Origin of the sequence: Stenotrophomonas sp. YIM B06876, from assembly GCF_030711595.1 — a bacterium.
GTDB lineage: Bacteria > Pseudomonadota > Gammaproteobacteria > Xanthomonadales > Xanthomonadaceae > Stenotrophomonas.
Map to the genome: position 1 here is coordinate 91,725 of NZ_JAUJUJ010000005.1, position 21,020 is coordinate 112,744.

General features: G+C 65.2%; 17 protein-coding genes. 10 read left to right on the forward strand and 7 right to left on the reverse strand.

Annotated elements, in window-relative coordinates; genetic code table 11:
• The first annotated feature begins 21 nt into the window (after positions 1 to 21).
• The 3 genes from QZH66_RS04255 (at position 22) to QZH66_RS04265 (ending at position 2,840) form a co-directional block, all read left to right on the forward strand.
• Positions 22 to 723 (forward strand): C39 family peptidase, encoded by a 702-nt coding sequence (locus QZH66_RS04255; RefSeq protein WP_305804712.1) that lies wholly within the window; start codon positions 22 to 24, stop codon positions 721 to 723.
• 12 nt (positions 724 to 735) lie between these two features.
• A complete protein-coding gene (locus QZH66_RS04260; protein ID WP_305804713.1) occupies positions 736 to 1,500 on the forward strand; it encodes a hypothetical protein in 765 nt (254 codons plus the stop codon).
• Between the two features lie 92 nt (positions 1,501 to 1,592).
• Complete coding sequence (locus QZH66_RS04265) at positions 1,593 to 2,840, forward strand: hypothetical protein (protein WP_305804741.1); 1,248 nt, start codon at positions 1,593 to 1,595, stop codon at positions 2,838 to 2,840.
• A 41-nt stretch (positions 2,841 to 2,881) separates the two neighbouring features.
• Here the strand turns inward: QZH66_RS04265 and QZH66_RS04270 are convergent, their stop codons facing one another.
• The 3 genes from QZH66_RS04270 to QZH66_RS04280 all read right to left on the reverse strand — a co-directional run bounded on the left by QZH66_RS04270 (position 2,882) and on the right by QZH66_RS04280 (position 5,929).
• Positions 2,882 to 4,216 (reverse strand): sigma-54 dependent transcriptional regulator, encoded by a 1,335-nt coding sequence (locus QZH66_RS04270; RefSeq protein ID WP_305804714.1) that lies wholly within the window; start codon positions 4,214 to 4,216, stop codon positions 2,882 to 2,884.
• A gap of 323 nt (positions 4,217 to 4,539) precedes the next feature.
• Positions 4,540 to 5,226, reverse strand: coding sequence for a C40 family peptidase (locus QZH66_RS04275; protein ID WP_305804742.1), 687 nt, complete (start codon positions 5,224 to 5,226; stop codon positions 4,540 to 4,542).
• 169 nt (positions 5,227 to 5,395) lie between these two features.
• Positions 5,396 to 5,929 (reverse strand): C40 family peptidase, encoded by a 534-nt coding sequence (locus tag QZH66_RS04280; RefSeq protein ID WP_345783824.1) that lies wholly within the window; start codon positions 5,927 to 5,929, stop codon positions 5,396 to 5,398.
• A gap of 109 nt (positions 5,930 to 6,038) precedes the next feature.
• On the opposite strand from QZH66_RS04280, the gene QZH66_RS04285 reads away from it, so the two are divergent.
• The 6 genes from QZH66_RS04285 to QZH66_RS04310 all read left to right on the forward strand — a co-directional run bounded on the left by QZH66_RS04285 (position 6,039) and on the right by QZH66_RS04310 (position 11,686).
• A complete protein-coding gene (locus QZH66_RS04285) occupies positions 6,039 to 6,518 on the forward strand; it encodes a peptidylprolyl isomerase (protein ID WP_305804716.1) in 480 nt (159 codons plus the stop codon).
• A 182-nt stretch (positions 6,519 to 6,700) separates the two neighbouring features.
• Complete coding sequence (locus tag QZH66_RS04290; RefSeq protein ID WP_305804717.1) at positions 6,701 to 7,924, forward strand: DUF418 domain-containing protein; 1,224 nt, start codon at positions 6,701 to 6,703, stop codon at positions 7,922 to 7,924.
• 265 nt (positions 7,925 to 8,189) lie between these two features.
• Positions 8,190 to 9,542: a glutathione-disulfide reductase gene (gene gorA, locus QZH66_RS04295; protein ID WP_305804718.1), complete on the forward strand. Its 1,353-nt coding sequence runs from the start codon at positions 8,190 to 8,192 to the stop codon at positions 9,540 to 9,542.
• A 181-nt stretch (positions 9,543 to 9,723) separates the two neighbouring features.
• Positions 9,724 to 10,635: a DMT family transporter gene (locus tag QZH66_RS04300; RefSeq protein ID WP_305804743.1), complete on the forward strand. Its 912-nt coding sequence runs from the start codon at positions 9,724 to 9,726 to the stop codon at positions 10,633 to 10,635.
• Positions 10,632 to 10,976 (forward strand): MGMT family protein, encoded by a 345-nt coding sequence (locus QZH66_RS04305; RefSeq protein ID WP_305804719.1) that lies wholly within the window; start codon positions 10,632 to 10,634, stop codon positions 10,974 to 10,976. Before QZH66_RS04300 ends, QZH66_RS04305 begins: the two co-directional genes overlap by 4 nt.
• Before the next feature lie 41 nt (positions 10,977 to 11,017).
• Positions 11,018 to 11,686: a rhomboid family intramembrane serine protease gene (locus QZH66_RS04310; protein ID WP_305804720.1), complete on the forward strand. Its 669-nt coding sequence runs from the start codon at positions 11,018 to 11,020 to the stop codon at positions 11,684 to 11,686.
• Positions 11,687 to 11,818: 132 nt separating this feature from the next.
• Here QZH66_RS04310 and QZH66_RS04315 read toward each other — a convergent pair whose 3' ends face one another.
• Together QZH66_RS04315 and QZH66_RS04320 are read right to left on the reverse strand one after the other, a co-directional pair.
• Positions 11,819 to 13,828, reverse strand: coding sequence for a M13 family metallopeptidase (locus QZH66_RS04315; RefSeq protein ID WP_305804721.1), 2,010 nt, complete (start codon positions 13,826 to 13,828; stop codon positions 11,819 to 11,821).
• Between the two features lie 275 nt (positions 13,829 to 14,103).
• Positions 14,104 to 16,206 carry a M13-type metalloendopeptidase gene (locus tag QZH66_RS04320; RefSeq protein WP_305804744.1) on the reverse strand — a complete coding sequence of 701 codons (2,103 nt, stop codon included), beginning with the start codon at positions 16,204 to 16,206 and terminating at the stop codon, positions 14,104 to 14,106.
• 155 nt (positions 16,207 to 16,361) lie between these two features.
• Here QZH66_RS04320 and QZH66_RS04325 point away from each other — a divergent pair, with 155 nt between their 5' ends.
• Positions 16,362 to 17,969 (forward strand): NAD(P)/FAD-dependent oxidoreductase, encoded by a 1,608-nt coding sequence (locus tag QZH66_RS04325; RefSeq protein WP_305804722.1) that lies wholly within the window; start codon positions 16,362 to 16,364, stop codon positions 17,967 to 17,969.
• A 30-nt stretch (positions 17,970 to 17,999) separates the two neighbouring features.
• Here the strand turns inward: QZH66_RS04325 and QZH66_RS04330 are convergent, their stop codons facing one another.
• Entirely contained in the window at positions 18,000 to 18,821 is an 822-nt protein-coding gene (locus QZH66_RS04330; RefSeq protein ID WP_305804723.1) for a hypothetical protein, read from the reverse strand.
• Between the two features lie 119 nt (positions 18,822 to 18,940).
• Entirely contained in the window at positions 18,941 to 20,941 is a 2,001-nt protein-coding gene (locus tag QZH66_RS04335) for a S9 family peptidase (RefSeq protein WP_305804724.1), read from the reverse strand.
• Between the last annotated feature and the right edge of the window lie 79 nt (positions 20,942 to 21,020).

Consider the following 21,020-nt stretch of genomic DNA (forward strand, 5'->3'; position numbering starts at 1 on the left):
TGACATGGAGAAGGTCCGGGTATGTTGCGCATCGTTGTGGTCCCGCTGTTGGCAATGCTTGCGTATGCCGGCCCGGTGCGTGCAGGTGACGTCGGCTTCAGCGGGGTATTGCCGAACGGCGCCATCTATACGCAGAAGATCGAAAGCATGCAGGAGCGGCGCTTCCGCAACCTGGTGCGGCAGCACACCGACTACAGCTGTGGGGCCGCCGCGCTGGCGACGATCCTTCGTTACGCCTACCACCTGGATGCCGACGAAAACACGGTGATCCAGGGAATGATGGCAGTGGCAGACCCGGCCCTGGTGCAACAGCGCGGTTTTTCGTTGCTGGATATCAAGCGCTATGTCGAATCGATGGGCATGCGTGGCCGCGGCTACCGGATCAATGAGGAACGCCTGCGCTCGTTGCGCGTGCCAGGCCTGGTACTGATGGATGTCCGCGGATTCCGCCATTTTGTCGTCCTCAAGCAGGTCCGCGACGACATGGCCGAAGTGGCCGATCCCATACTGGGGAATCGGGTGATACCGCTCAAGGACTTTCTGGCGGCATGGCCCTCCAGGGCGGTGTTCGTGGTTATCGGCAGCGACTTCGACCGCAATACGGTGCTGTTGCAGCCCAGTGAGAAACCCAGTGCCCGCGCGTTGTATGCGCGGCAGGGGCAAGGACCAATTACCGATGCCGAGCTGGTGGACTTCGGGTTCACCCATGCCGACCTGTTTTGAAGGAGTTCGATCATGAACATCGCAACCCCGGGTTGTATCGCGCTGGCGCTGATGCTCGCGATCCCCGCCCATGCCGCCGAAACCGACGGCAAGCCCGGTAAGGGCCTGCAGGAAATTCCCGATCCGGAGCTCAACCTGATGCGCGGCCGCTACACCGTGGGCGGCAATGCAGTGGCCTGGTTCGGGGTGACCATGATCTCCACCTGGCAGACCGCGACCGGGCAGAACCTGCAGGGCGCGATGACGCTGGGAATGGATTTCACCCAGGGCAGCACGCCCAAGGTCAGCTTCACCCCCAGCGTGAATATCACCGCCGCCAACGCCCCCTTGCCGGATACCGCCGGACGCAGTGTTGATGGCAGCGGGCTGCAGAACGTGGCCGGGCTGGTGCAGAGCGTGCAGGTGGCGGGTGACGACAACCGTGCCAGCAATGCCATGCATTTGAATGTGCGCGACGGCGGGCCGATCCCCGGCGGCAGCGGCACATCCACCGGGCAATCGGAAATGCACCAGGGCAACGCCAGTGCGCAAGTCAGCTTCGATGGCAGTGCCGCGAAGGTGCTGTTGCAGATCGACGGCCAAGGCGCTGTGCAGCAGTGGATGCGCAGTGGCAGCGTGGGCCAGAGCATCCAGTTGATGGCCGACGGGCAGCAGGCGGGCAACCGGCTGCAGATCGATCTGCTGAGGCAATCGCTGGTGGACAACCTGCCGCTGGCGCAAAACGTGGCCCAGGCTATCACGCTGACACGGGGCTTCGGCCCGGGCGTGGGCCAATGATCCAGCCAAACTGAGGCTGGCAACCGGAAAAATCCCTGCGGAGGAGTTCGAAAATGAAGCGACTGGCGATGGCGGCGCTGGTAAGCCTTGCGATGGTTTCGTCAAAAGTGGCGGCGCAAGAGCCAGCCCCGGGTCCGAGTAGTGACGAAGCCGATATGAAGGCGTTGATGGCGCAACTGGAAGCACTCAAGGCCAGCTATGCGCAGGAAGTGCGCCGGTTGCGTGAGCTGGATATGCAGGTGCAGGCGATGCAGTCGCGGATTGGTGGCAAAGCGGGGACGCCGCTGCCCGCCGCGCCGCAGACTGCGGCAACCCCGCCTGCCTCCAGCGAAGGGTATGCCAGCAGCGCTGAAGAAGCGCAGGAAGCCAAAGAGGCGACAAAGCGCAGCGTGAATGACGTCAAGCAACAGCAGTCCGCGCTGTTCAACCAGCGGCTGATCCTGGAGAACAGCGTCACCTACGCGCGCTATGACCGCAAGCAACTGACCCTCAACGGCTTTCTCGCGTTGGATGCGATCTTCCTGGGCAACATCGCGATCGAGAATGTCGAGTCCGATTCGCTGACCTACAACTTCGCCGCGCGCTGGGGGGTCAATCCCAAACTCACGTTGAACCTGGACGTACCGTATCTGGCGCGCAAAACCATCTATCAGAAGGGCGGCGCAGGCGGATCGGCCGCAGCGATCGCGCAGGAGGAAACCAATGGCAATGGCATCGGTGATGTCAGTGTGAGCGCCAACTACCGGTTGTTCCCGGAAGGTCGCCGGCGGCCGGAAACGGTGATGACCGTCGGAGTCACCGCGCCCACCGGGCGCGAGCCGTATGGCCTGGACTGGAAAGTGATCGAACGCGACAACGACGACTTCATCCGCTTTGCGGTTCCGGACCAGCAGCCCACCGGCAATGGTTTGTGGCAGGCGAACGTCGGTCTTTCCGCGGTAAAGACCGCGGATCCTGCGATCCTGTTCGGCAATATCGGCTACATCCGCTCGTTCAAACGCAGCTTCAATGACATCGACGTAAATCCGGACACGAAAAGCCCGGGTGAGGTGGAGCTGGGCAACTCGTACTATTTCGGCGCGGGCGTGGCCTTCGCCTTCAACGAGCGCACCAGCCTGAGCATTTCCTTCAGTGACCGTCTGAGCGCCCGCGCATCCACCCGGTTCAAGGGCGGGCAATGGACCAAAGTGATCGGCAGTGATGCCAATGCAGGCACGCTCAATCTCGGCGTGACCTATGCGCTGACCCCGCATACCACCCTGGTCAGTCTGCTGGGCATCGGCCTGACCCCGGACGCTCCGGATTTCACCCTGGCCTTCAAGGTGCCGTACATGCTGTGAGTCCGCCCGGGTCGGTGTGCATCGCACCGACCCTCTGGCGCTCAGCGCATCGTTTGCAGTTCCAGCTGGTGCTTGCGGCAGAGCCGGTAGACGGTAACGCGCGAGACCTGCATCCGCCGTGCGCAGGCGCTGATGTTGTAACGGCTTTGCTGCAAGCAGGTGAGAAGTGCCTCGCGCTCGGCCTGGATGCGGGCGCTCTCCAGCAGCTTGTCGCCACTCTCGTTGGCCGCTTTCAGTTCCAGGTCGGCAGCGCTGATCAGTTCGCCCTCGGCGGTAATCGCGGCGCGCTGGACGCGATTAAGCAGTTCGCGCACATTGCCCGGCCAGGGGAAGCTGTCCATCATCTGGCGGGCTTCGCTGCTGTAGCCGCGGGCACGGATGGTGTGCCGGGTACGGAAATCCTGCAGGAAGTGATCGGCCAGCAATTCGATATCGCTGCCGCGCTCGCGCAGCGGTGGCATCGGCAGTCGCAGCACATTGAGGCGGTAGTAAAGATCGCGGCGGAAGCGCCCGTGCTCAACAGCCTCTTCAAGGTTGACATGGGTGGCAGCCACGATGCGCACATCCACGTGCACCGGCTGGTTGCTGCCCACCCGCTCGATGGTGCCTTCCTGCAGAACCCGCAACAGGTTGGTCTGTACATCCATCGGCAGGTCGCCGATTTCATCCAGGAACACGGTGCCGGTGTGGGCGGTTTCGAACAGGCCCAGTCGCCGCGCGGACGCGCCGGTGAAGGCGCCCCGTTCATGGCCGAACAACTCCGACTGCACCAGCGTGGAAGGAATGGCGCCGCAATTGATCGCGCTGAACGGCCGGTCGCCGCGACGGGAGAGCCGGTGCAACGCATGGGCGGCTACTTCCTTGCCGGTCCCGGTTTCGCCGGTGATCAGCACGGGAAGCTCGACGGGGGCGAACTTGCGGATTGCCGCGCGCATTGCCAGCATCGGCGGGCTTCGGCCCAGCAGGCTGTCCAGTCCTCCGGTTTCTTCGGAGGGAATGTCACCCCCCAGCTTCTGCAGCCGGAGCACCATCTCGTTGAGGTCGGGTGGGCTGTCGAACTGCTGCACGCAGCGCGCCAACAGCCGGTCTACGCAGGGATCATGCTGGGGGGTCTGCGGGGAGGTGATCGCGATCAGCGCCATGTGGCGGTGCTCGCCGATTATTCTTTCAAGGTATTCCAGACAGCGGGCCGGTTCGCCCCGCAGATCCAGCATGCCCACGATATGGTCATCGCCGCGCATGCCTATCTCGGCCGGTTGGTCGTGATCTACCGACCGTACCTGCCAGCCGGCCGCGGCCAAGGTCATTTTTTCCTGCGTCTTGGGGTGTCCGAACCAGATCACACATCGCTTCGGTGAAACCGGGATAGCGGTCATACACGTGCACCTTCCTTAGGGCTCGGGCGGAGCGCAGTCGCCGAATATGAACCAGTGGACGTGCCGCCCCACGTCTGGTTCCAATCGCTTCCGCCTGCGGCAGAAACGTTGCCAAGGAAGTTTTCCGGAGAATTCTTCTGTGTATACGAAGTCGATACTTTCAATAAGAGGTATGGATGCGAACGCGCCAAGCGCGTTAGACCGGCCAACCTGCGGGTGGCATCGCTGCGATGCCGGCCTCCGGCAACGCGCACACCGGGAAGCCGCGGACACAAAAAAGCCGCGGACAATGCCGCGGCTTCCCGGTGGTGCCGACCGTGCGCTTACAGCGCGACGCGTCGCGCCTGCATGAACTTCTCGCCCCAATAACCGCTGAGCAGGGTGTCGGTGCGGACATCCTTGCCATTGCTGGGGGCATGCAGGAAGCGGCCTTCGCCGACATAGATGCCGACGTGGTCGACCCGGCCCTTGCGGCCGAAGAACACCAGATCACCGGCGGACAGCGAGGAGCGATCGTTGATCAGCTCGGCACTGGCTTCGCGGGCCATTTCGCGGGAGACGCGCGGCAGCTCGACGCCCAGCGCGGTACGGAACACATAACTGACCAGCCCGCTGCAATCAAAGCCCGCATCCGGGGAGGTGCCGCCCCAGCGATAGGGCGTGCCCAGCAGGGTCATTGCCCGGCGCAGCAGCGACTGCACCTTGCCGTCCTCGGCGACCTGGCCGGCCTCGGCGGTGCCTTGGCTGGCATCGTAGTTGGCCAGCAGGCGGCTGAGGTCACCTGCGAACATGGCCGAGCGATCGAGCAGGGGAATGGTGTCGTTGGCTGCCAGGTGGGGCAGAAGCGCGGCCAGGGTGGCGGTGGCGGCCGCGTCGGCCTTGCTGCGCTGGGTTTCGGGTTTGGCGGCGGGCTTGGCCGCCGGCGCAGATACCGCTGGGGTCTGTACGTCCGGGGCGCTTTGCGCCAGAGCCGGAAGGCTGGCCAGGCTCAACGCCACGGCGCAGAGCAGATGGCGGACCTTGCGGAAAGAAGGGTTGGAATTGCCTTGGAAAGACGTTTGATTGGTCGTCACGCGGCGGTCACAAAGAAAATCGATGGGCGATGATGCCTTGCGAACAGGGCGAACGGGTACAAATTCCGTTAAATTTTCGTTTTTATTAATGTGATTTTCATCACAATTACCGCAATACGCGTTTGGCGCCGGTGTAATGATCCCGCCAATACGCCCCGTCCAGATAGTCCAAGCGCACCGTTCCGCCGGTGCTGGGGGCGTGCACAAAGCGGCCTTCACCGACATAGATGCCGACGTGCCACACGTTGCCGCTGGTGCCGAAAAACACCAGATCCCCGGCGGTCAGCTGGCGCGGTTCGATCTTCGGCCCCTGCACCGCGGCCAGTTCCCTGGAGGTGCGAGGCAGATTGAGGGCCAGCATGTCGCGATAGACATAGGCCACCAGGCCGCTGCAGTCGAAGCCGGACTCGGGCGTGTTGCCGCCATAGCGGTAAGGGGTGCCGACCAGGCCCAGTGCCCGCATCAGTACCGCGTTGGACGCGGCCGGATCCCGTGGCGCGACCTGCGACCAGCGATGGCCCGCGGACGCGGGCGGCTTCTTCACTGCCGGGCCATGGCTGCAGGCGGCCAACAGGCCGATCAGCGTGGCGGCGGCCCAGGGCCGGGCGCGGCGGAACGGTGGAACTGGCGTCATGTGCATGGAGCCCGGATAATGCGCGACCTCAGAAGGCCGTCATCATGGCGGCGCACCCGGCGGCCGACAAGCCGTCCCACCGTCTGCCAACGGGCAGCCATCAGCAGAGTTGCGCATGAAGATCGAAAAAGACCGCGTCGTCCGTTTCCATTACACCGTCGCCGAGGCCGGCCAGGAGCCGATCGAGAGCTCCAAGGACCGTGATCCGATGGCGATCCTGATCGGTCACGGCAACATCATCCCGGGACTGGAGAAGGCGATGATGGACAAGGAAGCCGGCGAAAGCTTCGGCGTGGACGTGACCGCCACCGAAGCCTACGGCGAGCGCCGCGAGGGCATGACCCAGCGCGTGCCGAAGAAGCACTTCGGCGAAACCCGCCTGCAGGTCGGCCAGCAGGTGATCCTGCAGACCAACTTCGGCCCGCGTGCGGTGACCGTGCAGAAGGTCGGCATGACCGTGGTCGATGTCGACCTGAACCATCCGATGGCCGGCAAGGACCTGCATTTCGACGTGGAGATCGTCGAGGTGCGTGAGGCCAGCGAAGAGGAAATCCAGCACGGCCACGTGCATGGCGATGGCGGTCACCAGCACTGATCCGTCTTCCGGGTCACCGGAACGATGCAGACGGTCCGCGCAAGCGGGCCGTTGCTGTTTTCGGGCCCCGGTTTTTGGCCCCGTTTCCGGCCCGAGTGAGGCGGCGGCCGGGCGGCGCCAGATGAACCGGGCGCCGCGCGTGTTCTAATCGCGGCCTTCCTGTCCGTCCAGGCGTTCCTGTCGTGTCTTCTCCCGTCCTGCAGCCGGTTGCGCCGGCCGAGCGCATCGTCACCCTGGATGTGCTGCGCGGTTTTGCCCTGTTCGGCATCCTGCTGATGAACATGGAGGCCTTCAGTGGTCCGCTGGATCTGTCCTTCACCGGGATCGATCCGCACTGGCAGGGCCTGGATCGCTGGGCCGACGGGCTGGTCTATATCTTCGTGCAGGGGAAATTTTTCACCCTGTTCTCGCTGCTGTTCGGGGCCGGTTTCGCCTTGATGGCGCAACGCGCGGAGGTCGCCCGGCGCGATTTCACCGCGATATACCTGCGGCGCAGTGGGGCGTTGCTGCTGATCGGCCTGACGCATGCGCTGCTGATCTGGTCGGGCGACATCCTGTTCATCTATGCGTTGCTGTCGTTTCCGCTGCTGGCGTTTCGCGAGGCGCCGCGCAGCTGGCTGCCGGCGTTGGGCGGGCTGTGTTATCTGGCTGCGATCGGGGTGCTGCTCTGGCTCGGGTTGATGATGGCGCTGCTGGCGCAATCGCAGAATCCACCCGCGGAGCTGGGGTCGAGTGCGGCCTCGGCGCTGCAGAAGATCGAGCAGCAACGCCAGATGTATGGCCACGGCGGTTATTGGCAGGCGGTGGCACAACGCGGACGCGATTGGCTGCAGTCGATGCAGGGCCTGCTGCTGGTCGGGCCGGAGGTTTTCGGCATGTTCCTGATTGGCGCCTGGTTCACCCGCAGCGGCGCCATTGCCCATCCCGGGCAGTTCCCGCGGTTGTTTGTGATGCTGCGCTGGCTGGCGCTGCCGCTGGGGCTGGCGCTGATGCTGTTGAGCGCCTGGCAAGTGCCGTGGCTGCAGCCGGGCCGTTTCGACCTGCGATTGGCGGTTGCCTCCGCACTGGCGGCCGCGGCCGGGTTGCTGATGTGTCTGGGCTATCTGGGCTGGGTGGTGCGCTGGCGCGCTGGCCTGGCTTGGCTGGCACCGGCAGGGCGCATGGCGCTGAGCAATTATCTGGGGCAATCGCTGCTGTGTACCGCGATTTTCTACGGCTACGGGCTGGGTGCATTTGAACAGATGGGGCGCGCCTGGCAGCTGCTGTTTGCGGTAGTGCTGTTCGCGCTGCAACTGGGATTGAGCCATTGCTGGCTGCGGTATTTCCGATTCGGTCCGGTGGAATGGCTGTGGCGGGCGGCAACCTATCTGCACTGGCCTCCAATGCGCCGGCAGGCACAGCGCTGAACGTTGGGGTGAATTCCGCCCGCGATGGGCTGCCGGTCACAAAGGGCGTTACGGAGCCAGGCAATGGCGGTGGCATTGTCTGAAACCATGTGCAGCATGCGCTGCAAGCCGGGCGTCTGGTCGGCATCCTCACGCCTGGCTCGCTGCCGGCCATGGCATGCTCGGCAGCCACATGAGCTGTGCACATGGAGCCCCTGATGGCCGACCTCGTCACCGCGCAGATGCCCGCAACCGCGCTTGCCCGCAACGGCCGGGAGGGTTCCCGATGAGCGCCTACGACTACGACCTGATCGTGCTGGGCGGTGGTTCCGGCGGGCTTGCCGGCGCGTTCCGGGCCGCGGCGCATGGCGCACGGGTGGCGCTGCTGGAGCCCGGCGAGCTCGGCGGCACCTGTGTCAACGTCGGCTGCGTGCCAAAGAAGGCGATGTGGCTGGCGGCGGATTTGGCCGGCAAGATCGGGCTGGCCTCGGCGATGGGGTTTGCCGTGCCAGCCACGCCGGCGGTGGAGTGGAAAGAACTGGTCGTGCACCGCCAGCGCTACATCGCCGATATCCACGCGCGCTACCAGCAGCGACTGGATGAAACCGGCGTTGTACGAATTCCGCGCCGGGGTCGTCTGCTCGATGCGCATACCGTGCAATGCGAGGACGGGCTGCGCTTCAGTGCCGGCCATATCCTCATCGCCACCGGTGCCCATCCGCTGCGGCCCACGTTGCCCGGTGCCGGGCTGGGATTGCTGTCGGATGATTTCTTCAATCTGTGCGCGGCACCGGCGACGGTGGCGGTTATCGGCGGGGGCTACATCGCGGTTGAACTGTCCGGGCTGCTGCAGGCGTTGGGCAGCCGGGTCAGCCTGCTGGTCCGCGGTGAGCGGTTGCTGGACCGGTTCGACGCTGAACTGGCCGCGCAGCTGGCCGAAAACCTGCGCCAGCAGGGCGTGCAGCTGCATTTCGACTGTCACGTGCATGCGCTGGAACAGGCCTCAGCGCAGGTGCGGGTGCGCGGCGCGGAGAGCGTCGACTGTGGCGCCTTCGATGCCGTGTTCTTCGCCACTGGACGCCGGCCCAACAGCCAGCGGTTGGGGCTGGAGGCGCTGGGGGTGGAAATCGGCGGCAAGGACGAGATCAAGGTCGATGCCTTCCAGACCACCGCGCTGCCCAGCATCCACGCCGTGGGCGATGTGGCCGGCAAAGTCGGGCTGACCCCGGTGGCCATTGCCGCCGCGCGCAAGCTGATGGACCGCCTGTATGGCGGTGAGGCGCAGGCGCGGCTGGACTACGACAATATTCCCAGTGTGGTGTTCTCGCACCCGCCACTGGGCGCGGTGGGACTGGGCGAGGAAGAAGCGCGCAAGCGCCATGCCAAGGTCAGCGTCTACCACAGCCGGTTCCGGCCGATGCTGCAGGCGCTGGCCGATGGCCCGCAACGCAGCCTGTTCAAGCTGGTGTGTGCTGGCGAGGAGGAACGGGTGGTGGGCATCCATCTGCTGGGCGAGGGGGCCGACGAAATCCTGCAGGGATTCGCGGTGGCCCTGAAACTGGGGGTCACCCGGCGCCAGCTGGAAGAAACCGTGGCCATCCATCCCACCGCGGCCGAAGAAGTGGTGTTGATGCGCTGAGCAGGCCTTCCGGTTTGGCCGCCTGGCGGTTGCCGGCCGATAATGGGCCGGCCATCTCCCCCGGATGTCCCGATTTGTGAGTAGTTCGTCTGTGCGGCCCGCCGATGCGGCGGTGCCGGTTGCCCCGGTGGGCGCAGCCAGCGTTGACGCGGTCCCGCCACAAGCTGATACCGCCTCCCGCCTGCCCACCCGGTCGCGCCGGTTGCTGCTTGGCGGTCTGCTGCTGGCGGCCGTGGGCGCCATTGCCGCATCGGGCAAGGCGGTGATCGTCAAGCTGGCCTACCGCCACGGTGTCGATGCCACCGCGCTGCTGGCCTTGCGCATGCTCATCGCCTTCCCGTTCTTCGTGGTGATGGGCCTGTGGGCGGCACGTCGTGCCCGCACCGCGCTCAGCGCCGGCGACTGGGGGAAGGTGGCCGCGCTCGGCTTCAGCGGCTATTACCTGTCCAGCTATCTCGATTTCCTCGGCCTGAACTACATCACCGCCACGCTGGAACGGCTGATCCTGTATCTGAGCCCGACGCTGGTGATGCTGATCGCGCTGGTGCTGTTGAAGCAGCGCCCGTCGCGGCGGCAGCTGTTCGCGCTGGGGCTGAGTTATCTGGGGGTGCTGCTGGCGTTCGGCCATGACCTCCAGGTGGATGGCCGCCGCACCGTGATCGGCAGCGCGCTGGTGTTCGGCGGGGCACTCAGCTATGCGCTGTATCTGTTCGGCAGCGGCCAGGTGGTGGGCCGGATCGGCGCGGTGCGCCTGACCGCCTATGCCAGCGGCGTGGCCAGTGTGCTGTGCGTGGGCCAGTACCTGCTGTTCCATCCGCTGGCGGCACTGGGCACCTACACGCCGCCGGTGTACGGGTTGTCGCTGCTCAACGGCACCGTCTGCACGGTGCTGCCGGTGCTGGCGATCATGCTCGGGGTCAAACGCATCGGCTCGGCGCTGGCTGCGCAGGTCAGTATGCTGGGGCCGGTTTCCACGATTGTATTGAGCGTATGGCTGCTGGACGAACCGATGGGCCCGTGGCAGACCGCCGGCACCTTGCTGGTGCTGGCAGGCGTGTTGCTGGTGAGCAGCGGCGTGGCAAAGCGGCGGTGACCGCGGGCGATGCGGCGGCCCTGGCGCATGCGCGGATCCTGCAGGTGATCCGGGCCATTCCGCGCGGACAGGTGTTGGGCTATGGCGAAGTCGCCGGTCGCGCCGGGCTGCCGGGGCGGGCGCGCCTGGTCGCGCGCCTGCTGGCAGGCAATGACGATCCGGACCTGCCCTGGCACCGGGTGGTGCGCACGGATGGACGCATCGCCCTGCCGGAAGGCTCACCCGGCTGGTGCGAGCAGAGCCAGCGCTTGCGCGCCGAGGGCGTGGCGGTGGAAAAGGGCCGGGTGAAACGAGCGCCGCGGGTCAATGATCTGGATGTGCAGATCTGGGGGCCGGGCTAGGCACTGCGGCTATCATGGCCGCAGTTCCAATGGATCCGACCATGTTTTCCAGACTGCCTACTGTCACCAAAGCGCTGCTTGTCGGCAACGTCGTGCTGTTCCTGCTGCAGCAGCTGTTCCCTGAAGGCACGTTCGATCCCTTCATGCTGTGGCCGATCAGCGAACACGGCTTCGATCCGTTCTCGCCCGGGCAGAATTTCCAGCCATGGCAATTGCTGACCTACGGCTTCCTGCATGGCAGCTTCGGCCACCTGTTCTTCAACATGTTCGCCCTCTTCATGTTCGGCGCGCCGCTGGAGCAGACCTGGGGCGAGAAGCGCTTCCTCACCTATTACCTGGTGACGGTGGCCGGCGCGGGTCTGTGCCAGCTGCTGGTGGCGGCACTGGTTGGCGGTGGCGCGCCGGTGCTGGGAGCGTCGGGCGGCGTGTTCGGCCTGCTGCTGGCCTTCGGCATGCTGTTTCCCAACCAGCGGGTGATGCTGCTGTTCCCGCCGATCCCGATGAAGGCGCGCACCTTCGTCATCGTGTTCGGCGCGATCGAACTGCTGATGGGATTCACCGGCTGGCAGCCGGGCGTGGCCCATTTCGCCCACCTGGGCGGCATGCTGTTCGGCTGGCTGCTGATCCGCTACTGGCGCGGGCAACCGCCGTTCAACTCGCCGCGTCCACCCGGCGGCCCGCGGCCAAACCATCTGCGCCGGGTGAAATAAGCCCTATATGGAGTGCCGAGCCGTGCTCGGCACGGACGCTTCCGGTAGAGCCCAGCCGAGCATGGCCCGGCTCTGCAGCTGAAGAAAAGGCGCGGAATCCGCGCCTTTTCCGGGAGTCACTTCACGCCGCGATCAACGCCAGATCTGGATCAGCTCGGCGTCGGTGCGTTGCATCGGCTGGCCCGGCTTGCAGCTGAAGCTGGCGCCGAAGGCGGGTACGTTGGACAGCGTGCCATTGGTGCGCCAGCGGCCCGGAGCGCGGATCTCCGAGGTCAGCCGCTGTGCCGCCTCGCTCGGCGATACCTGCTGCGGCCACAGGCTGGCCCAGGCCTTGAAGAATGCCTGCCTGTCGGCCGGCTTGGCCGCGGACTGCACGGCGTTGAAGGCTTCCCAGCTGATTTCCACGCCGGACAGGTCAGCCAGGTTCTCGTCGCGGGTCAGCTCACCGTTGACCTTGGCGTTCTTCACGCCGGGGAAGGCGTAGCCGCTGAACTGGGCCGCCACGCGATTGCCCAGCAGGGTCCATGCGCTCTTGTCGGCCGGGGTCCACCAGCTGCGCAGTTCACCCTTGGCATCGACCAGGGCGCCCTTGGCATCGATGGCGCGGCTGATCTCGTGGGCCACCAGCGAGCCATAGGCGCCGTACTTGGCGGCGGTGCTGGCGGTATCGGTGAAGATCGGCCCTTGCAGGCTGGCGGCGGTCACGATCAGGCGGTTCTGCGCCAGGTCGTAGGCCAGTGCCGGCTGCTGCGGCAGCACGTCCCAGCGGCGGTCGGCATTGCCCTTGCCGATGCGCTTCATCTCCTGGGCATGACGCCAGGTCGAGGCGATCAGCATGTTGCTGCCGAAGCTGCCGCGGCCCATCGGCTGCACGGTGTAGTCCAGATCGCGGATCGGGGCGCCGATCTCGATCTTCATTGCCTGCAGCTTGGCCACGGCCTCGGCCTTGGCTTCCGGGCTGAGCCAGCTGCTGCGCTTGACCGCGGCGACCTGGGTCTCGCGGATCTTGTCGACGATGAGGCCGGCCTGGCGGCGTGCATCGGGGGTCAGATAGGCGGCGGCATATTCGCGGCCGAGCATCGGGCCGGCGGCCACGTTGATGGCATCGAGCACCTGCTCCCAGCGCGGTGCCGGCACGGTCTGCCCGCGCAGCACGCGACCGCGGAATTCGAATTCGGCATCGCGATAGGCCTTGGACAGGTACGGTGCCATGGCATCACCCACGCGCCAGCGCAGATACGCCTTCCACTGCTCCGGCTTGACCCGGGTGATCATGCCGTCAAGCTGCTTGAACAGCGCCGGATCGGACAGCGACACCAGGTCGTCGTTGACGCCCTGGGCCTTCAGGAACGCGTCCAGCTGCAGGTTCTTGTAGCTGGCGGTGAGCTCCCTGGTGGCGATCGGCTCGTAGTTGTTGAACGGATTGTTGATGCCGGCCAACGAGTGTGCGTTCCGCGCCAGCTCGGTTTCCAGCGCGATCACCGCCTGCGAATCGGCTTCCAGCCGGTTGGCCGGGGTGCCGGTCAACGCCAGGATCTGCTTGACGTAAGCGCGGTAGCGGCCCATCAGCGCGACGGTGTCGGCATCGGTGCGGGTGTAGAACGCCGGGTCCGGCAGGCCCATGCCGCCCTGCATGAAGTAGCCGATGTGGCGGTCTAGTGCCTTCAGATCCACGTCGGGAGCGAAATTGAACGCCACCGGAATGCCGACCTGGTGCAGCGCGGCGATCGAGGCCGGGATGTCCTTGGCCTTCTTGATCGCATCGATACGCGTGAGCAGCGGCGCGATCGGCCTGGAACCATCGGTTTCCACCGCGGCTTCGTCCAGACCGCTGGCCCAGAAATCACCCAGCAGCTTCTGCACGTTGCCTTGCGGCGTCTTCATCGCCGTATCCAGCAGCTGGCGCTGCTGCTGGCGGGCACGTTCGGCCAGCTGACCGATCGCGGTGACAGCGCCGGTCTGTGGCACCGGGTGGGCCTTGAGCCAGTCGGCATTGGCCACGTCGTAGAAGTCGGTGCAGGCGGCACTGGCAGCCGCGGCCTTGGCCGGCGCCTTCTTGCTGGCGGCAACGGCGTCCGGCGCTGACAGCAGGGTGGCCAGGCTGAGAGCAAGGGCGATGGAAAGCGGGCGTAGGTTGTGCATGTAAAGCGAATCCGCTGAGGATTGGAGTGCGCGGAGTCTATCAAGCCGCGTCCGGGCAACATACCGGCGTCCGTCACATTGGCGCGGCCCCTTGTGCGGTTTCGTTGCCGGGTTGCGGAAGCCGCGCCGCTTTCCCGTGGTCCAGCGCCTTTGCAGCGGCGGATTGGCCAAAATGCGAGTAGGCAGCCGCGGCCCGCGACGCGGGTCTGCAGGCAAAAAGAAGGCCCGGACAAGCCGGGCCTTCCTGCGTTGCTGGCCGGCAAGCGCCTGGCCGCTTACCAGATCACCACCTGCTTGTCGCCGGCGCGGACCATCGGCGAACCGGCCTTGCACTCGAACGCCGCGGCGAACGTGGGCAGGTTGGACGGTGCGCCCATCGCGCGGAACTGCGCCGGAGCGTGCGGGTCGGTGGCCAGGCGGACCTTGGCGTTCTCCGGGGTGTACTTGGTGCGCCACACTGTGGCCCAGTTGAAGAAGAAGCGCTTGTCGCGGCTGAGCCCGTCGACCAGCGGATCCGGGGTGCCGGCGGTGGCCTTCTGCAGCGCGTCGTAGGCGGTGGCCAGGCCGCCCAGGTCGGCGATGTTCTCGCCCAGGGTCAGCTTGCCGTCCACGTGCTGGTCGCCCACCTTGTACGCGTTGAACTGGTTCACCAGCTTGCCGGTCAGGCCGCTGAAGTTCCTGGTGTCGGCCGGGGACCACCAGTTCTCGAAGTTGCCGGTCGGCCCGAAGCGGCTGCCCTGATCGTCGTAACCGTGGGTCATTTCATGGCCGATCACCGCACCGATGCCGCCATAGTTGAGCGCGTCGTCGGCGTTGGGGTCGAAGAAGGGCGGCTGCAGGATGGCGGCCGGGAACACGATCTCGTTCTGCAACGGGTTGTAGTAGGCGTTGACCATCTGCGGCGTCATGCCCCATTCGGTCTTGTCCACCGGCTTGCCGATCTTGGCCAGGTTCCACTGGTAGTTGAACGCATCGGCGGCCCGCACGTTGCCCAGATAGTCGTCATGGGTGGTCTTCAGCCCGCTCCAGTCGCGCCACTTGTCCGGGTAGCCGATCTTCGGGGTGAAGGTTTCCCACTTGGCGATCGCCTTGGCTTTGGTCTCCGGGCTCATCCACGTCAGGTTCTCGATGCGGTCCTTCAGCGCGGCGGCCAGGTTCTTGACCAGCACTTCCATCTTGGCCTTGGCCTCGGGCGAGAACGCGACCTTGACGTACATCTGGCCGAAGGCTTCGCCGGCTTCGTTTTCAATCGTGCCCAGCACCTGCTTCCAGCGCGGCTTGATTTCCTTCTGGCCGTTGAGTTCCTTGCCGTAGAACGCGTAGTTCTCCTGCACGAAATCCTGGCTCAGGTATGGCGAGGCGCCGTCGACGGTGTGGAAGCGCAGGTAGGCGCGCCACACCGACGGGTCGGTATCGCCCAGCGCCTTGCTGACTTCCTGGTGGAAGGATGGGATGGCCAACGAGAACTTCTCCGGGGCGGCAATGCCCTGGGCTTCGAAGAACTTGTTCCAGCTGAAATTCGGGGTCAGCTTGTCGGCCTCGGCCACGGTCACCGGGTTGTAGAACAGCGACACGTCACGCGACAGCTCGACGCTGGACTTGGACGCCTTGGCCAGCCGGGTTTCAAACTTCACCACCTCGGCCGCCTGCTTGGCGGCATCGGCCGCGGCCACCCCGGACAGCTCCAGCACCTTGGCCACGTGCGCCTGGTAGGCCTTGAGCTTGTCGGCCTTCTTGGCGTCGGTGTAATAGGTGGTGTCCGGCAGGCCCAGTCCGCCCTGGCTGGCGTAGGCCATGTTCATCGACGAATTCTTGAAATCCGCTTCCGGGCCGAAACCGAACAGGACGTTCTCGCCCTTGGCCGCGCTGGTGCGCAGGTAGTCGGCAATGGCGGCACCATCCGTCAGGCCGTCGATCGCCGCCAGGTCGGCCTTCAGCGGGGTGATGCCGAGCGCATCAATCTTGGCCACGTCCATGCCGCTGGCCCAGAAATCGCCGACGATCTTCTCGATCCCGGTCGGGTTCTTCATCGCCGCCGCCTGCTCGGCGAGCTGGTGCTGCACCGCCACCGAACGTTCGTCGAGGATGGAGAAGGCGCCCCAGCTGCTGCGGTCGGCCGGGATTTCATTGGCGGCCAGCCATTTTTCGTTGACGTAGTCGCCGAAGTCGGAACACGCGTCCTTGCTGGTATCCAGGTCGGACAGCTTGAAAGAGTTGTAAGCCGGAAGCTTGCTCTCATCCAGCTTCAGTTCGGCCGGGGCAGTGGCCACCGGCGGCGCCGCGGTCTTGTCGGTCGTCGGGGTTTCATTGTTCTTGCAGCCGGCCAGTGCGGCGGCTACGGCCAGGGTCAGCAGCACGATCTTGGGTTTGCGGACGATCACAGGGTTGGCCTCCTGGCCTGATTCAACCAATGGGATGGCGCCAGGGAGGCGCCGGTGGACAGACGATACGCCTTGGCCGGATCCGTAAAGGGTGTCGAAGGTCATGCCGGTCAGACCGCGCGGGCGCTCGAAGAGGTGATATACAACACCGCATGACACGCACGCCTTCACGCTCGTGGGACGCGATCATCGTCGGCGCCGGCCACAACGGACTGGTCTGCGGTGCTTACCTGGCCGGTGCCGGCAAGCGGGTGTTGATCCTGGAGCGGCGCTCGGTGGTGGGCGGGGCGGCGGTCACCGAGGAGTTCCATCCCGGCTTCCGCAATTCGGTGGCGGCGTACACGGTGTCGTTGCTGCAGCCGAAGGTGATTGCCGATCTGGACCTGCACCGGCATGGCCTGCGGGTGGTGCCGCGGCGGATCAACAATTTCCTGCCGCTGCCCGATGGCGGCTACCTGCTGGCGGGGGCCGGGCGTACCCGCCAGCAGGTGGCCGGATTCTCCGCACGCGACGCCGCGCGCCTGCCCGCCTACGAGCAACGGCTGGAAGTCTTTGCCGATGTGCTGCGCGCGCTGGCGCTGCAGCCGCCGCCCAATGTCACCGAAGGCGGCTGGTGGCAGGCCTTGCCCGAGCTGTGGCGTGCGGGAAAGCTGGGGCGCCAGCTGCACACGCTGGATGCCGGGCTGCGGCAGGAGCTGCTGGACCTGTTCACCATTTCCGCCGCCGAGTATCTGGACCGCTGGTTCGAGAGCGCGCCGATCAAGGCGTTGTTCGGTTTCGATGGCATCGTCGGCAACTACGCCAGTCCTTACGCCCCCGGCACGGCCTACGTGCTGCTGCACCATGTGTTCGGCCAGAGCAATGGCGTCAAAGGGGCGTGGGGCCATGCCGTGGGTGGCATGGGGGCGATCACCCAGGCGATGGCGCGCGCGGCGGAGGCCGCCGGCGCGCAGATACGGGTCGGCAGCGACGTGCGGCAGATCATCGTGGAGCAGGGCCGGGCCACCGGGGTGATGCTCGGCTCCGGCGAGGTGCTCGGCGCCCGCGCGATCGTGGCCAACGTCAACCCGAAACTTCTCTACGAACGCCTGATCGACCCGGTCCACGTACCGGACGCCACGCGCGAGCGCATGGCGCACTGGCGCTGCGGCTCGGGCACTTTCCGGATGAACGTGGCGCTGTCGCGGTTGCCGGATTTCACCGCGCTGCCGGGACCGGGCGACCACCTGACCGCCGGCATCATCATCGCGCCCAGTCTGCAGTACATGGATCGCGCCTGGCGCGATGCGCAGGATTTCGGCTGGTCACGCCAACCGGTGGTGGAGGTGTTGATACCGAGCACGCTGGATGATTCGCTGGCGCCACCGGGGCAGCACGTGGCCAGCCTGTTCTGCCAGCACGTCGCGCCGCAGTTGCCGGATGGACGCAGTTGGGACGATCACCGCGAAGAAGTGGCCGACCTGATGATCGACACCGTGGAGCGCTACGCGCCGGGTTTTTCCGCGTCGGTGCTGGGCCGGCAGATACTGAGTCCGCTGGATCTGGAACGCAGCTTCGGCCTGGTAGGCGGCGACATCTTCCACGGCGCGCTGAGCCTCAACCAGCTGTTCAGCGCCCGGCCGATGCTGGGCCAGGCCGACTACCGCGGCGCGATTCCCGGGCTCTATCTGTGCGGCGCCGGCACCCATCCCGGCGGCGGCGTCACCGGCGCGCCGGGGCACAACGCGGCGCAGGTGCTTGCAAAAGACCTCGGCCGCTGAGGGCGGCCGAGGTCGTTGCCGCATGGCCGGTCAGGGCCTGTTCGAGCGTGATTCCAGCGTTGGCATCGCCTCGTCAGTCTGCGGCTCTTGCGCATCCAGCGCCGGTGCGACCTTGGGAATGCGGGTTTCCATTTCCGGATCTACCTGCTGTTTCACGTCGCCGACCTTCACCGTCGCCACGCGCGGTTTCATCCAGATCGAGTCGTGCCAGGCCTGATATTTGGCCGGGTCCCAATAGCGCTCGTCGTAGAACTTGGAACCATCGATCTCTTCCGGTCCGGCAGGCCCGGGGACGAAAATCCTCAGATTGCCGACAAATCCGGTGCGGCTGCCGGTGACACTTCTTCTTTCGCGCCGGAGTGCCGTTGCAATCCGGGGCTGGGCGGCTTCGTCGCCGTAGCGGGCATATATCTCTTCGCCGAGGCTGATGGCGCGCGCGCGTTTAGTTTCATCCAGCCCGAGCCAATAGTGCTCGCGCAATTGCACGAATCCTTCATAGCCACGCTCCGCGGCCAGGTCCATCCAGGCGTAGGCAAGGGCTTTGTCCTGTCCGGTACCCAGGCCGGTCCACAGCATCTCGGCGACCATCGCCTGGGAGGGCTTGTCGGCATAGAACGCCGCCCGCTGGAAGAATTTGAAGGCGTCTTCCTGCTTGCCTGCCTCGCGTTTTTCCAGCGCGAGCAGGCGGAAGCGCAGGTCTGGATGTCCGCTCAAGAAGCCCGCCGTGATCATCAGCGGATCCTGGGTCGGGTCCGGCGGCGGTGTGTTGGCACGTTTGGCGGCCAGGACCGGTGGTGCGGCCATCGCGGCGCAGAGCAGCAGCGTGGCAAGCTTCCATTTGCGCAGTTTCATTGACACTCCTGATTGACAGTCCCGCCCGGAGAAGTAGGACTTTTCCTGATATATCGCAAGCATGGGCGTTCGCCAGGGAATCTGTAAACGGGCCCGGCAGCGCCGGGTCCGTGCCCGGATCAGTTGCTGCGGCTCGGAGCGCCGACGCTGACGGTGCCCGTGCCGATATGCCGGTTGAAGAAATCCAGCATCTCGGTGTACAGATTGATGCGCGCCTCCTCCCCATAGAATCCGTGCATTTCACCAGGCTGGATGATCATGCCTTCGGGTTTATTGCCTGCGGCAATCAGGGCCTTGTTCATCAGCTCGGTCTGTTCCGGTGGTGTGCGTACGTCGCGGGCGCCGGCGGCCAGATAGACCGGAATACGGACTTCCGCCGCACGCCGCGCCGGCGAGCTGTCCAGCCATGCCTGGCTATCACTGCCATGGGTGCGACGCAGGTACCGTTGGCCGTTGCTGCTTTCTGGAATGTCGCCCTTCTTGAACATCATGTCCACGTCATAGACACCGACGTAGCCAAAGGTGCACTTGAACAGGCCCGGCTCGCGGATAGGGGCCATCAACGAGGAGTAGCCGCCGAAGCTGCCGCCATAGATGCAGATGCGCTCCTGATCGGCGTAGCCGTGGTCGATGGCCCAATGGGTCGCATCCAGGATGTCGTTCTGGATGCCCTGCGCCCACTGCAGATGGCCGGCATCCTGGAACGCCTTGCCATAACCACCGGAGCCGCGGTAGTTCACCTGAAGCGTGGCATACCCCCGGCTGGCGAAAAGCTGTGCTTCGGGGTTGAAGCCCCAGTCATCGCGCGGACCGATCGGGCCGCCGTGCGGGTTGACGATCAGGGGCAGGTTCTTGCCATCCAAGCCGTTGGGCAGGGTGATGAAAGCATGGATGAGGCGTCCATCGCGCGCCCTGAAGGAGAACGGTTTGACGTTGGCCATCTTCTTCTTGTCGATCTGGGCCATGCGCGACATCAGGAAGCGGGCTTTGCCGGCCTTGCGATCGAAAATGTAGAGCTCGCCGGGATTGCTGTCACTGCTCACCGCTACCAGAATCTTGCTGCCATCCTCGGTGTAGCTGGAGAAGTCGACCTTCTCGCCGTCGAATGCGGCGGCCAGCGAGGCATACAGTTCGGCATCGGCGTGGCCTTCATCCAGCAGGGTGACCTTCGGCGCGCCGGCCTCGGTCACCACGCCGATCAGGCTGTTCTGATCGGTGGACCAGATGAACTGGGAGATCTCGGCGACCGGATCGGAGAACAGCGGATTGAATGCGCCGCTGGCCGTATCCAAGGTACCTACGGCGGCCGGCGCCTTGCCGTCGTCCTGCATTGCGTAGACCGTTCCGTTGTCGGTCGTACGCGATACCGAAAGGTGCTTGCCATCGGATTTGGAGGCGTTGACCAGTGTCCAGTTCTGCCCGTCGCGACGGTACAGCTCGGTACGTTCGTCGTACTCGCCGGATTCGTCACGGCTGGAGGAACACACCGCAAACCGCGGCTCTTTTGCCGCATCCAGGGAGATGGAGCAGTTTGATTTGGGAGCGCGACCCAGCGAGGTGCGGCGGCCGGTGAGGGTATCGACGCGGACAACTTCGGTGCCCGCACCTTCGGTGGAGCGCGGATAACGCGCCTGCATGATGACATTGCGGTCATCGCCCTTGAGGGTGTCCAGCAGCGAGAAGCTCTCCGAACCGACGGTTTTGCCGCGCTGGGTCGCATCGCGGGTGCCGCGGAAGATCACCGGTACTGCCTGGCTGCCGTCGGCATTGACCGCATACCACTCGCCCAGGGAGAACGGCTGGGCATAACCGCCCATCTTCTTGACCGCGTTGAACATGATCCGGTCGGGGGATATCCACACGAACTGGCCCACGCTCTTTTTTTCCGGCAGCTGGTTGACCTTCAGTATTTTCAGGTCCGATGTGCGCAGAATCGTCAGCACATCCTGATCGCCGTTTTCGACGGTGATGGCAAGGTAGTCGCCGTTTGGAGAGATGCGGGCAGTGCTGTAGGCCGGGCGTGCGACAAAGTCTTTGATGCTGGGAGGTTGGGCGTGGGCGCTGCCGCCCATGGCCACGACCATGGCCATGACAAGGAATAGAGGCGAAGTGGATTTCATGAGCGTGAATCCTTCTCGGCAAGGATGAAATACGGAATGCCCTCAAAGCAGAGCCCGGCCGAAGCCGGGCTCTGCTTGT